Genomic DNA, 13,757 nt, shown 5'->3' on the forward strand with positions numbered 1-13,757 from the left:
CTGATGATGCGTAGATACCATTTTGCTTTATTATCTTTTATAACCATTTTTTCCACAGCGACGCATGCCGAGACGATTCAGGAAGCAATAAAAAGCACGCTTTATACGCATCCTGAAGTAAGCGCCTCTATTAATAGTCGTTTTTCTGCCGAACATGATTTACGTGCGGCAAAAGGCGGATATCTCCCCTCCATCACGCTAAGTGCAGGCGTTGGACGCGAAGAGACCGATAGCCCCTCAACACGCGCCAGCACCAATAAGCGCGTTGAGCTCAGCCGTCAGGAATCAAGTATCAATCTAAGCCAGACGGTGTTTGATGGTTTCGCCACTTCCAGCGAAGTGGGCAGACAACGCGCTACGGTCAATTCACGCGCCTATAAAGTATTAAATACCAGTGAGGCGACGGCGTTAGATACCGTTCAGGTCTATCTTAGTGTGCTGCAACGTCAGGAATTTGTCCGTCTGGCGGAAGCCAACCTTGCAAGCCATGAGCGCATTTACGATCAAATCAGGCTGCGCAGCGAACAAGGCGTTGGGCGATTGGCCGACTTGGATCAGGCCGAAGCACGTCTTGCACAGGCCCGTAACAATGTGCTGACAGAAAAAACCAATCTTGACGATGCCAAAATCAACTACATGAGCATTGTGGGTAAGGTACCAGAGAATTTGGTGATGCCCGATGCGTCTGTGATAAAACTCCCCGCCTCGCTGGAAGAAGCGCTGCACATCATGCTGGCTAACAGCCCAGCGCTGAAATCTGCGGAGTCAGATATTGAAGCCACTCAGCAGCAATATGAGACTTCAAAATCAACGTTTTACCCACGCCTCAACGTTGAGCTCTCTCGCACGATGGATAACAACGTTGGCGGAACGCGCGGTCAAAATAATGAGTGGCAGGCGATGCTGCGGATGCGCTACAACCTGTATGAAGGCGGTAGCAGTAAAGCCAACATGGAATCAAAAGCCTATCAGGTAAAAGAAGCACAGGATGTCCGAAATAATGCCCTGCGCCTGCTGAGCGAAGAACTCAAGTTAGCCTGGTCAGCGTTAAATAACTCGCGTCAGCAGTTACCGATTGCTGCTGAATATGCCGACCGCAGTATGAAAGTGCGTACCGCCTATCAAAAGCAATTTGGTCTGGGAGAAAGGACGTTGCTGGACCTGCTGGATAGCGAGAACGAGCTGTTCACCGCACAGCGCCGCCTGGTCGAGGTTCGCTTCACCTCCCTCTATACGGAATACCGGATCGCATCCCGCATGGGAGAGCTATTAAACCGTTTGGCGATCCCAGCGCCTGATGCCGGTACCAGCCTGACCAACGTCACCACCCAAGCAGAGTTGCCGAGCCTTAATTAATATATTTCATTGGTCAGACGGCGATAAATTATGCTTTATATGCGGGGAATTACGTTGCGTAAGGGAACGTTTAGTTAAATGAAGTTGCATTCAGTACAAGAGACAAATGGTTCTGATAAATCAGTTAACCAGGAGTCTATCGTCCAAGAGCCTGTTGTTCATGAATCGCCTGTTATTCATGAATCGACTGTTGTTCACGAATCGACGATTGTTCATGAGCCGTCGATCGTTCATGAACCTATCGTTCATGAACACAGTGACCCTCGCAGCCGCCATGACGATCCCTTATTGGATAGTTTGCTGATCCTCTGCACCTTGCAGGGGAAATCCGTCAGTCGTACCACACTCACCGCGGGGCTCCCCTTAGCCAACCAACGGTTATCGGTAAAATTGCTCCCAAGAGCCGCTGCACGCGCGGGGTTGCAAGGCCGCGTTCTCAAACGTTCTCTGAATAAAATTTCTGAGATGTCGCTCCCCGCGATGTTGCTGTTACGGGAAGGACGTGCGGCGATTCTGTTAGGCTGGAACGCTGACGGCAGCGCGCGTCTGATGCCCAGTGAAACCGAAGGCGGGGAAATTTCCGTTGAGCACAATACGCTGCAACAGAATTACCTCGGTCTGGTGATGTTTGCCCAACCTCGTCATCAGTTCGATCTGCAAAATCCGTCGCTGATCCCCCGAACCAAATCCTGGTTCAAAGATACGCTGAAGCTTTCGCGTTCGCTCTATCTCGATGCGGTCCTCGCCAGTTTGCTGGTGAACATTATCGCGCTTGCCACGCCGCTGTTCGTGATGAATGTCTATGACCGCGTTGTGCCCAATCAGGCAACAGCGACACTGTGGGTGCTGGCTATCGGCGTGACCGGCGCATTTATTTTCGATTTGATACTCAAAACGCTGCGTGGCATTTGCCTCGATATGGCGGGCAAAAAAACCGACCTGATTATTTCTGCCACGTTATTTGAACGAATCACGGGCATGTCGATGAAGGCCCGACCACCGCGGGTTGGTAGCTTTGCACAGAATATTCATGAATTTCAGTCGCTCAGAGATTTCCTTTCTTCACTAACGCTGACGACGCTGATCGATTTTCCTTTTACGCTGCTTCTGCTGCTGGTTATCGGCATCATCGGCGGCCCGCTGGTCTGGGTTTCCATACTAGCCTACCCTATCGCCCTGCTGGCAAGCTGGGCGATGCAAAAACCGCTGTCCGCAACCATTGAAAAAACGATGCACCTTGCCAGTGAACGGCAGGCTACGCTGATCGAAACCTTGAGCTGTCTGGACGCGATCAAGGTTAATAATGCGGAAAGTGAACGGCAGCATCAGTGGGAACAGACCATTGGCAGCCTGAGCAAGCTGGAAATGCGGGCCAAAGCACTATCTTCACTGGCGGTAAACCTGACGCAGTGGTTTCAGCAATTTGCTGGCGTTGCCATGATTGTCGTCGGCGTCTATATGCTGATTAATGGCAAACTCAGTATGGGTGGGCTGATTGCCTGTTATATGCTGAACGGCAGAGCGCTCATGCCGTTGGGCCAGTTGTCTGGGCTGGTCAGCCGTTACCAACAAGCGCGTTTGACGATGCAAACCACCGAACAGATGATGCAGTTACCGCAGGAGCGTAGCGATAACGAACGCCCGCTGAAACGCGAGAGCATCAGGGGCGGTATCGAGTTTCGCGATGTGACATTTAATTACCCGGAACAAAAAACCAGTTCGCTGCAAGGCATCAGCCTGACCATCGCGCCCGGTGAAAAAGTGGGCGTCATTGGCCGTAGCGGCTCGGGAAAAAGCTCGCTGCAAAAACTGATCGTAAACCTCTATCAGCCTAATACGGGCAATATTCTGATCGACGGCGTCGATGCCCGTCAGTTGGATGTCAGTGATTTACGCCACAACATTGGCTATGTTCCTCAGGATATTCAGCTATTTAGTGGTTCGCTGCGCAATAACCTGATTAGCGGCGCACGCTATGTCGAAGACGAAGCCATGTTGCGAGCCGCAGAAATTTCAGGGGTGAACGAATTTGCTCGCCTGCACCCCGATGGCTATAACCTTCAGGTTGGTGAACGTGGTCAACAACTCTCCGGCGGGCAGCGTCAGGCTGTCGCGATAGCCAGAGCGCTGCTGCTCGAACCGCCGATTCTGGTGCTAGATGAACCCACCAGTTCGATGGATAACACTAGCGAAGACCGGCTAAAGCAAGCTCTGGCCCCCGTGATTGCAGAGAAAACGCTCTTGCTGGTCACCCATCGGGTTTCCATGCTGGCGCTGGTCGATCGTTTAGTGATTGTCGACAGAGGTAAAATTATTGCTGATGGGCCGAAAGCAATCGTGATGGATGCGTTGAAGAAGGGGCAAATCAATGCGTCTCGGTAAATATATCAAACGAATCAAACGGTATTTTGTCGGCGGAGATGAAGAGAGCCTGCAAACGATGCCAGAAGTGAGTCGGGCAATGGCAGAGGATTCGCCACGTTCTATTCGCTTCACGCTGTGGGCTATTGGTGCTTTTTTCCTGTTTTTCATCCTGTGGGCCGGGCTCGCGAATATCGATGAAGTCACTCGCGGCGATGGTAAAGCAATCCCGTCTTCCCGGCTGCAAAAAATCCAAAACCTGGAAGGCGGCATTATCACGGAAGTGTTTATTCGTGAGGGACAAGTCGTCAATGCAGGCGATCCTTTGCTACGCCTTGATGATACCCGCTTTGCCTCAAACGTCGGTGAAACCGAAGCCGATCGGCTTGCGCTGCTGTCGCGAATTGAACGCCTAAACGCCGAAATCAGCGGTCAAGAGCTCGTGCTTTCCGAAGAAATCACGACGCAAGCACCTAAAATCGCGGCAGGAGAAAAAGAGCTTTATAACAGCCGCCGCCAGCAACTGCATAATGAGATATCTGGTCTGGAAGAGCAGTTGATCCAGCGCCAGCAGGAACTGCGGGATTTCTCAGCCAAGGAGATTCAGTTCCGCAACAGTCTTGGCCTGCTCCAGCAAGAAATTAAAATGTCAGAACCGCTGATCGCGGAAGGCGCAATTTCTAAAGTGGAAGTTTTACGCTTGCGCCGTGCTGAAGTCGAAACCCGTGGTCAGCTTGATTCAATCAAACTCTCCATTCCGCGGGCGGAGTCTGCGATTAAAGAGGGCGAAAATAAAATAGAGGAAACGCGTAGTCGCTACAAAAGCGAGGCGTTATCTCAACTTAGTGAAGCACAAACCAGCCTGAACAAAATTGCAGCCACGGGTAAAGCGCTCGAAGATCGGGTAAACCGAACGCTAGTCGTCTCCCCTGTTCGCGGTATCGTGCAGCAGGTTCTGGTGAATACCATCGGGGGAGTGATTCAACCGGGTAGCGATCTGGTAGAAATTGTTCCACTGGATGACAAGCTATTGGTCGAAGCTAAAATTCGCCCTCAGGATATTGCGTTTTTACACCCAGGTCAGGATGCCATCATAAAATTGACGGCCTACGACTACACCATCTATGGTGGCCTAAAAGGTCAGTTGGAACAAATCAGTCCGGACACCGTCACTGATAAAGAAGGGAACAGCTTTTATATTATTCGCTTACGGACTGATAAGAATTATTTAGGTTCAGCCGATAAACCACTTCTTATCATTCCAGGCATGGTAGCCTCTGTTGATATAATCACGGGCAAGAAAACTATCCTCAGCTATTTGCTAAAACCGATTATCCGGGCAAAAGCAGAAGCACTACGAGAAAGATAATAAAAAAGGCGCTCGATAGAGCGCCTTTTTTATTTCATTTATCAATGATCGTTCATGCTGTGATAAATCTGAGTCTGACTACGCCCCATAGCTTTAGCTTGGTACATGGCGGAATCGGCATTAATTGCCAGCGTCAGAGAATCGGAGCCATGCTCTGGATACAGCGCAATACCGATACTGCACGATATATCAAGTTTTTTCCCATTGATCTCAAATGGTTTGTTCAGTGCGTTGTGGATTTTATCTGCAACATAGAGTGTATTATCAATTTCCTTAATACCCTGAAGCAGAATAATGAATTCATCGCCGCTACGGCGATATACCGTATCCGAATCCCGAACCGCACCACGCATACGTGCAGCTGCTTCTTTTAATAGCAAATCGCCAACAGCATGCCCAAACGAGTCGTTTATCTGTTTAAATTTATCGAGATCCAAGAACATCAGCGCGATCTTTCTACCCGTTTGTTTCGATAACAGAATCGCCTGCTCCATCTGCTCAGCAAACGTCAGGCCATTAGCCAGTGACGTTAATGAGTCATAGTGCGCCAGCTGCCGATAGTGTTCCTCGCTGCGCCGCAGCATATCAATGGCATGATATCGCTCTATGGCGATCGCAATCAGCTGTGCAGATTTCTCGATAGAGAAAATTTCCTCTTCAGTCGGGACATACACTTTACGGTGGTAAACGCTTAAAACACCTAATATTTCTTTGTTCTGACCAATGATAGGTTCAGACCAGCAGGAACGCAGCCCAGCATATAATGCGAGCCCTTTATATAAAGACCAATGCGGATGAACGGAAATATCATCAGCGATTACGCGTTTTCCGGTATGGGCTGCTGTACCAAAAGAAGCTACACCGTCGGCAATTTTCACGTTGTGAATGGCATTTTTATAAAAACCTGGCAGGCTCGGCGCCGATCCAAGCGTCAAACATTTCTTTTCTTTATCAACGAGCAGTACAGAACAAACAATACGACCTGGGTTTTTTTCCTCAACGCTGAAAATGATCGCATCCAGAATATCCTTCAGCGGCGCGCCGCTTGATAACAGCTCCAACGCACGATTGTATGAATTATCATGATGTTCCTGCGATTTCCGCTCTGTAATATCTAATTTAATGCCGACATACTGGGTCGTGTTACTCGCCTTATTATATATTTTAACGATATTGGCCTTTTCCCAATACAACTGCCCATCTTTACGCCGGTTAACGAACTCACCGCTCCAAACATTACCTTTATTTATGGTAGCCCACAGATCTTCATAGACGCTGGCGTTGGTCATGCCAGAGTTTAATATATTCGTTTTTTTGCCAATAACTTCATCCGGCATATAACCAGACATGGTAATAAACTGGCGATTGACGTAAATAATTTCACAATTTTCATCTGCGATCATAATTGAGGCAGGGCTATATTCCATCGCAAAAAAAGTCATGTTGAGGAAGTCTTGTTTTTTCTGCTCGGTTTTAAACTTTTGTTTAATTTTTCTATTTTTCACAGAAGAAAACAATAACAATAACAACAGTAAGGTTATTATAATTTCATACACAATAACACTCTCCTCAGGCCCGAGTGGTCCTGATCGTACAAATCACAACGCTGATGACGAAAAATCCCGGTAACAAGCCCCTACCCCGTAGATTTTCAGGATGGGTGCATTTCCGGAGAGCAGAAAGGATGAAAGAAAAAACGCTCCATAAAGCAGGAGTGTTTAGAAACATAGCAACGTAAGCATAAAGCCCTCGCATATGGCTGTGCGCAGATAAAAACAACAAATTCAAAAGAGTATCTTAATTTAATAGTAGTAATTGTTCGGGTTATAAGCTTCTCTAATGGAATAAAAGAATATTCCTAAGGGTACATGGCGATATATTCTGAACATCAAATTTTTGTAAGCAAATCAATTATACCAATAAGTATCATTGTTTTAATCAACAAAATCTATCACAAAGTGATTTTTGATCGTTAACAGTAAACATTATATTTTTTTACCATTAAAAATCAAATAATTAAAAGAAAAAAATAAAATCATTAACGTAAGCGTCTGATTATATATGTCATAATTTGATGCAAAATCTGTAGTCCTCCTCCCCATTGTTTCATTGAAATTAAACACCGCCATAACAAATAAAACAAGAATTAAATAACAAAAATAAAACAAAATGCAGCATTATACCTTGAAAATCAGAAAGGAAAGACAGTCAGCCAGGGAGGCGATATTTTGTACAGAAATGAAATATTAGGAAATATAATGAATTACTATGAAGAAAAAAACATGGATGGGCATACAGCAATACTCTACTGTGCAAAGTGATAGCCTAAACAACGGGTTATCACCTAGAGTTCGAGCTTCAACGCCTCAAAATTCTCAAACGGCTGAGGGCGCGAGAGGTAGTATCCTTGAGCGGCATAAGCATGCGATGCCTGAACAATTGCCCACTCTTCCTGTGTTTCTATTCCCTCAATGACCACATAGTTGCAAAAACGCGATAGCAAAGCGATCAGTGCAGGGAAAACGGTTTTCCCTTCACCACTTTGTTGCAGGAGAATGAAGAGCTCACGAGCCACTTTGATACAGTCATACTGGGCCAGCATGAGTGATGAAAAATTCGCCATACCGCAACCGAAATCATCCAACCACAGTGTTTGCGCTTCTGGGAGCTTGGTTAAGATTTCTTTTGGCAACCCTCCCTGATTTTCGACCATTTCAAAACGAATCCAAGGCATTGCTGCGATCAGACGTTTGGCTTCCAGATTATTTTGCAGCGCCAGTAGCGTCATACCATCAATGTTGACTGAGGCAAAAAGATCGTCGCGAATAAATCGAAAATTCCACTGAGATAAAAGTTGCAGTTGTTCTACAATAATTAACAGGCGGGTCTCAACATCGATATTCGCGAAGTATTTTTCAGGAGAGATGAACTTTTGTGGCAGGGTAGGAGAAAAAACGGAAGTCAGTAACTCAATAGCCATTAGTTTACCTGATGTTCGGTAAATGGGCTGAAAAGTATACCGCCGTTGGCATTGAAGCCAGTAATCAGCGCCTAATGACTCCGCGTCTCCCTGTTGGAAAAATCCTACCCCAACCTGATTAAGATGACCTTCCTGCTGCACTATGAGTTCCGCCATTAAACTGACACTATTAGTTATAAAATTATATCATACGGACATGCACCGTCATCGACTCTCCAGATGCAAACGTCATCGGTAATTCCGATTAAATCAATGTCCATGATATTACAAAAATAAGTGGTTCAATATCACAACTAAATTTATTTAAATTGTAAATCAATAAATTAAAACCCAAGAAACACAGTCGCACTGGCTGATTCATACAGTTTAAAGGATAGGTATAAAACCAATTTAACGAACAGATGGTAATTTTACCCTGTAACCTCACTATTTATGCTACCAATAGGTTGCATGCTGAAGGCCTCCGAAAACACGCGAACCCCGCAGCAAACGGTCTCGGAAGAAAAGCACATTGAAGACAGGAGAAGCCGATTTGCCAGTATATTCTCCATCAATGACAGTTACGCGTGTTTAAACGAGCATCAACGGGTATAATCTGCGCCCTGTTTGTAAGGTAGAAGAACATTATGGCGTTACTCATCACCCATAAATGCATCAACTGTGACATGTGTGAGCCCGAGTGTCCTAATCAGGCTATTTCCATGGGCATGGACATTTATGAAATTGACTCAACCCTCTGTACTGAGTGCGTTGGCCACTACGACACGCCTACGTGTCAGAAAGTCTGTCCGATCGACAATACGATCGTCAAAGATCCAAACCATATTGAAGGCAATGAGCAGTTGTGGGAAAAGTACGTGCTTATGCACCATGCCGACAGGATTTAAACATCCGTTTACGAACGATCAGCTTTCGATAATCACCGTCGCACAGGCATAGCGTCTTTCGTCAGCCAGCGTCACATGGACGTGTCTAACGCCCATCTGTTCAGCTAGCTCCGCCGCTTTAGCAAAAAACCGCAGGCAAGGTTTACCCAGCTCGTCATTAAAAACTTCAAACTGGTTGAACGCGAGCCCATTACGGATTCCGGTACCGAAGGCTTTTGCTGCCGCCTCTTTCACGGCAAAGCGCTTGGCGAGGAAACGGACAGGCTGCTGATGCTGCTGATAATGCGCCCATTCAGCATCCGTCAGAATGCGGCGAGCTAATCGCTCGCCTGAACGTTCAATCACTGCGTCAATACGGGCGATTTCGACAATATCTGTTCCGAGCCCAAGAATCGCCATCAGCGGCGTGCTTCTCGCATCAGGTTCTTCATTTCGGCAACGGCATCCTTCAGACCGCTCATTACCGCACGCCCGATAATCGCATGCCCAATATTCAATTCGTGCATTTCTGGCAAGGCGGCAATCGGCAAAACGTTATGGTACGTCAGACCGTGGCCAGCATTGACCTTGAGCCCCTTCGCTGCGGCGTAAGTCGCCGCATCACGAATGCGCTCGAATTCATGCTGGCGCGCTTCATCATCTGGTGCATCGGCATACGCTCCGGTATGGATTTCGATATAGGGTGCACCGCTGGCCACGGCGGCATCAATTTGCCGCTTATCCGCATCAATGAAGAGTGAAACCAAGATGTTAGCCTGGCTAAGTCTGGCTACCGCGTTATCGATTTTTTCCTGCTGCCCTGCGACATCTAGACCGCCTTCGGTCGTCACTTCCTGGCGTTTCTCCGGTACCAGACAGCAGAAATGTGGCTTCACCTCACAGGCAATGTTTAGCATTTCTTCCGTGACAGCCATTTCCAGATTCATGCGGGTTTGGAGCGTGTCTCTCAGGATTCGCACATCACGATCCGTGATATGGCGACGATCTTCGCGCAAATGCACGGTGATGCCATCCGCCCCCGCCTGCTCAGCGATAAAAGCAGCCTGAACGGGATCGGGATACGCCGTTCCACGCGCATTACGCAACGTTGCAATGTGATCGATGTTAACGCCAAGCAGTAATTCAGCCATGATAAATCCTCGGTAAAGTCATGCACGATACGTGGCAGTTTACACCGATGTCACAGCGTCAGGGTACTGAGGAGACGGGATTATTTATCAGGAGACGTGGGTTTGGACAAATTAGCAGCAGGAACGAACTGGCGGAATAGTTCACGACTTTTCAGCGGTTTCCCCCCCAGATACGGCTTTAACGCGATACGGGTGAAACGCTTTGCCGCCTTCAATGTGCCGACATCTGGAAATTCACGCGACGCCAGCGAACGTAACTCATGCCCAGTAAAGCTTTTATTATCAACAACCAGACTGGCAATAAATCCCTTTTCCTCTCGATATTGATAAGTCATGGTATCTGCCACCGGTTCACCACTGCCAGCACAATGCAGAAAATCAACGCCGTATCCCAGGTAGCCCAGTAACGCTAATTCAAAGCGTCTCAATGCTGGTTCGGGAGAGGCGTCCTGTGCAGCAAGATGTTGTAAACAGTGGAGATAATCGAAGAAAAGAGCGGAGTAATTGGTTTCATGTTCCAGCACGCGAGATAGCAGTTCGTTAACGTATAAACCGCTATAAAGCATCGAGCCAGTCAGTGGTAGCGCGAGCGAGACAGGCTCAGCGCTGCGCAATGTTTTCACTTCTCCCCGGCCACTCCAGCGTACCAACAGCGGAGTGAAAGGCTGTAAACAACCTTTCAGGCTAGAGCGTCGGGCTCGCGCGCCTTTGGCAAGCACGCGAACTCGACCATCGCTTTCACTAAACAGATCCAGCAATAAACTCGTTTCACTATAAGGTCGCCCATGTAAGACAAATGCGCGCTGCCAGCCTTCCATCGGCGTGAACCTTACAGATCTTCGCTATAACCCAAGCTGCGCAGGGCACGTTCGTCATCTGCCCAACCGGATTTCACTTTAACCCACAGCTCAAGGTGCACCTTGGCTTCGAACATCTCTTCCATATCCTGACGAGACTCGATACCAATGGTTTTAATTTTGGCACCTTTGTTGCCAATGACCATCTTCTTCTGGCCTTCACGCTCAACCAGAATCAGGCCGTTGATGTCATAACCGCCACGCTCGTTCGTCACGAAACGCTCAATTTCAACCGTTACAGAATACGGCAGCTCTTCACCCAGGAAGCGCATCAGTTTTTCACGGATAATTTCCGATGCCATAAAACGCTGTGAGCGATCGGTGATGTAATCTTCCGGGAAGTGATGCGTTGCCTGCGGTAAGTGTTTACGCACAATGCTGGCAATCGTATCGACATTCGTCCCCTTCTCAGCCGAGATTGGAACAACATCAAGGAAGTCCATCTGTTGGCTGAGGAACTGAATATGCGGCAGCAGCTTAGTTTTATCCGTGACGTTATCGACTTTATTGATCGCCAATAACACTGGGAGTTTCTGATCGCGCAGCTTATTCAATACCATATCGTCGTCGTCGTTCCAGTGTGTACCTTCAACAACGAAAATGATCAGCTCAACGTCACCAATTGAACTGCTGGCGGCACGGTTCATCAGGCGGTTAATCGCCCGTTTTTCTTCAATGTGCAATCCCGGCGTATCCACATAAATAGCCTGATAAGGCCCTTCAGTGTGAATACCCATGATGCGGTGCCGCGTCGTCTGGGGCTTACGTGACGTAATAGAAATCTTCTGCCCCAGTAATTGATTCAGTAACGTCGATTTACCGACGTTTGGTCGACCAACAATCGCGACAAAACCGCAGTGTGTCTGTACTTCGCTCATTCAAGCTCCAGTTTTTTCAACGCTTGTTCAGCCGCAGCCTGTTCGGCTTTACGACGGCTCGATCCTGTACCAATGACCGACTCACTAAAGCCGCTCACCTGACAGTGGATAGTAAACTCCTGATCGTGTGCTTCCCCACGAACCTGCACCACCAGATAGGTCGGCAGAGGTAAGTGACGCCCTTGCAGAAATTCCTGCAACCGCGTTTTCGGATCTTTTTGCTTATCGCCGGGACTGATTTCATCCAGACGCGTCTGATACCAGTTCAGGATCAAACGTTCGATGGTCTGAATGTCGCTGTCGAGGAAAATGCCGCCAATCAGCGCTTCGACCGTATCAGCCAAGATCGATTCACGACGGAAACCACCGCTCTTTAATTCACCGGGACCGAGGCGTAAGCACTCTCCCAGTTCGAATTCACGCGCGATTTCCGCCAGCGTGTTTCCTCGCACCAGCGTCGCTCGCATCCGACTCATGTCCCCTTCATCAACCTTGGGAAAACGATGATACAGCGCATTAGCGATCACAAAACTCAGGATGGAATCACCCAGGAACTCAAGTCTTTCATTATGTTTGCTGCTGGCGCTACGGTGCGTCAACGCCTGTAACAAAAGCTCGTACTGCTGAAAAGTATAGCCCAGCTTTCTTTGTAAACGATTTATCAGAATGGGATTCATGTGTTACCAATAGATCAACGATGCGTCAAAAACAGCAGCATACGGAACAGCCCTGCTTACTAATTCGGTCAAAACTGTTTCGTTTGCATTGGCTCCCATAGGGAGCCTGCCTTTTTGCCCGTCATACTTCGCGTTGCCTGTACGTTAGCATGGTTAAAACGCTAACGTGTTGTCATGCAACTCGTACTATTTAGGGCATGTTCTTTCAAAAAGAGCGTTACAGAAAATATTCTACATCGGACAGCATCAGAATGCTGCCTGTATCTTATTTCGGTTAATGCTTACTTTGGTTAATGGATGCCACCGATGCGACTCAAACGTACGCCGGTAGGCCATTCACCTTCCTGCTTCTCGAAGCTCATCCAGATAGCGGTAGCTTTGCCGACCAGATTTCTCTCTGGTACAAAGCCCCAATAGCGACTATCCAGACTGTTGTCGCGGTTATCACCCATCATGAAGTAGTGCCCGGCAGGGACAACCCATGTCGCAAGCTGCTGCTGCGATTGCTGGTAATAACCACCGAGCTGATCCTGCTGACCCGGCACCAACAGAATATTATGCGTTACATTGCCTAATGACTCTTTTCGTGCGCCCATGCGGGTCCCTTCCACGCTGTTGTCATTAGCAGGCACCTCATAAAATCCGCTGCGCGATTCCAGTCCTGGTTGGTTGAAGGTCTGAACAAAATCGCTAGGCTGTACGTTACTGTATGTGACGGCCAATGCCGTATCGCACGCCTGCTGCCCCTGACAGGATGGACGAATCGTCACCTGCTTGGTTATCGGGTTATAGCTAACGCGATCGCCTGGTACACCAACCACGCGCTTGATGAAGTCCACTTTAGGATCGGACGGGTATTTAAATACCACCACGTCGCCACGCTTCGGGTGACCGGTTTCGATCAGCGTTTTTTGCGTGAAGGGTTCTTTAATGCCGTAGGCAAATTTCTCCACCAGAATAAAATCACCGATCAACAGCGTCGGCATCATCGAACCGGATGGAATTTGAAACGGCTCATAAATGAAGGAGCGCACAACCAATACCAAAGCCACTACTGGGAAAACGGACGCGATTGTTTCAATCCAGCCAGGTTGTTCAATGGCTTTCGATGAAACTGCACCATCGGCCAGATCGGCGCCGCTCATGGCGGCAAATTTCTTCCGGCGAGCAGGTGCCCAGACGAAACGTTCTAAACACCAGACAATCCCAGTGACCAGCGTCACCAATGCCAGAATTACGGCAAACATATTGGCCATGCCAAC

General features: G+C 48.1%; 12 protein-coding genes. 4 read left to right on the forward strand and 8 right to left on the reverse strand.

Annotated elements, in window-relative coordinates; all coding sequences use genetic code 11:
• Nucleotides 1–3: 3 nt before the first annotated feature.
• The 3 genes from EIP93_RS16320 to EIP93_RS16330 all read left to right on the forward strand — a co-directional run bounded on the left by EIP93_RS16320 (nucleotide 4) and on the right by EIP93_RS16330 (nucleotide 5,086).
• On the forward strand, nucleotides 4–1,356 hold the full coding sequence (locus tag EIP93_RS16320) for a TolC family outer membrane protein (RefSeq protein ID WP_125232981.1): 1,353 nt from the start codon (nucleotides 4–6) through the stop codon (nucleotides 1,354–1,356).
• A 78-nt stretch (nucleotides 1,357–1,434) separates the two neighbouring features.
• Complete coding sequence (locus EIP93_RS16325; RefSeq protein ID WP_125232982.1) at nucleotides 1,435–3,738, forward strand: type I secretion system permease/ATPase; 2,304 nt, start codon at nucleotides 1,435–1,437, stop codon at nucleotides 3,736–3,738.
• Nucleotides 3,725–5,086, forward strand: coding sequence for an HlyD family type I secretion periplasmic adaptor subunit (locus EIP93_RS16330; RefSeq protein WP_095700266.1), 1,362 nt, complete (start codon nucleotides 3,725–3,727; stop codon nucleotides 5,084–5,086). The genes EIP93_RS16325 and EIP93_RS16330 overlap by 14 nt, the downstream gene beginning before the upstream one ends.
• 41 nt (nucleotides 5,087–5,127) lie before the next feature.
• Here EIP93_RS16330 and EIP93_RS16335 read toward each other — a convergent pair whose 3' ends face one another.
• Both EIP93_RS16335 and pdeH read right to left on the reverse strand, forming a co-directional pair.
• Nucleotides 5,128–6,642, reverse strand: coding sequence for a sensor domain-containing protein (locus EIP93_RS16335; RefSeq protein ID WP_095700267.1), 1,515 nt, complete (start codon nucleotides 6,640–6,642; stop codon nucleotides 5,128–5,130).
• Nucleotides 6,643–7,430: 788 nt separating this feature from the next.
• Nucleotides 7,431–8,222, reverse strand: coding sequence for a cyclic-guanylate-specific phosphodiesterase (gene pdeH, locus EIP93_RS16340; RefSeq protein ID WP_146192135.1), 792 nt, complete (start codon nucleotides 8,220–8,222; stop codon nucleotides 7,431–7,433).
• Nucleotides 8,223–8,692: 470 nt separating this feature from the next.
• Between pdeH and EIP93_RS16345 the strand changes: the two genes are divergently transcribed.
• Complete coding sequence (locus EIP93_RS16345) at nucleotides 8,693–8,953, forward strand: YfhL family 4Fe-4S dicluster ferredoxin (RefSeq protein ID WP_125232983.1); 261 nt, start codon at nucleotides 8,693–8,695, stop codon at nucleotides 8,951–8,953.
• 18 nt (nucleotides 8,954–8,971) lie between these two features.
• On the opposite strand, the gene acpS is transcribed toward EIP93_RS16345, so the two are convergent.
• The 6 genes from acpS to lepB all read right to left on the reverse strand — a co-directional run bounded on the left by acpS (nucleotide 8,972) and on the right by lepB (nucleotide 13,751).
• Nucleotides 8,972–9,352, reverse strand: coding sequence for a holo-ACP synthase (gene acpS, locus EIP93_RS16350; protein ID WP_014916247.1), 381 nt, complete (start codon nucleotides 9,350–9,352; stop codon nucleotides 8,972–8,974).
• A complete protein-coding gene (gene pdxJ / locus EIP93_RS16355) occupies nucleotides 9,352–10,083 on the reverse strand; it encodes a pyridoxine 5'-phosphate synthase (RefSeq protein ID WP_103940777.1) in 732 nt (243 codons plus the stop codon). The genes acpS and pdxJ overlap by 1 nt, the downstream gene beginning before the upstream one ends.
• Nucleotides 10,084–10,163: 80 nt before the next feature.
• Nucleotides 10,164–10,901 (reverse strand): DNA repair protein RecO, encoded by a 738-nt coding sequence (gene recO, locus EIP93_RS16360; protein ID WP_103862567.1) that lies wholly within the window; start codon nucleotides 10,899–10,901, stop codon nucleotides 10,164–10,166.
• An 11-nt stretch (nucleotides 10,902–10,912) separates the two neighbouring features.
• Nucleotides 10,913–11,818 carry a GTPase Era gene (gene era / locus EIP93_RS16365; protein WP_012822898.1) on the reverse strand — a complete coding sequence of 302 codons (906 nt, stop codon included), beginning with the start codon at nucleotides 11,816–11,818 and terminating at the stop codon, nucleotides 10,913–10,915.
• The gene (gene rnc / locus EIP93_RS16370) at nucleotides 11,815–12,495 is read right to left on the reverse strand and encodes a ribonuclease III (RefSeq protein WP_010280465.1); all 681 of its coding nucleotides are present in this window, start codon (nucleotides 12,493–12,495) and stop codon (nucleotides 11,815–11,817) included. The genes era and rnc overlap by 4 nt, the downstream gene beginning before the upstream one ends.
• A gap of 290 nt (nucleotides 12,496–12,785) precedes the next feature.
• The gene (gene lepB, locus EIP93_RS16375) at nucleotides 12,786–13,751 is read right to left on the reverse strand and encodes a signal peptidase I (protein ID WP_039486642.1); all 966 of its coding nucleotides are present in this window, start codon (nucleotides 13,749–13,751) and stop codon (nucleotides 12,786–12,788) included.
• Nucleotides 13,752–13,757: the final 6 nt, after the last annotated feature.

This window comes from Pectobacterium versatile (genome assembly GCF_003932035.1).
GTDB classification, from domain to species: Bacteria; Pseudomonadota; Gammaproteobacteria; order Enterobacterales; family Enterobacteriaceae; genus Pectobacterium; species Pectobacterium versatile.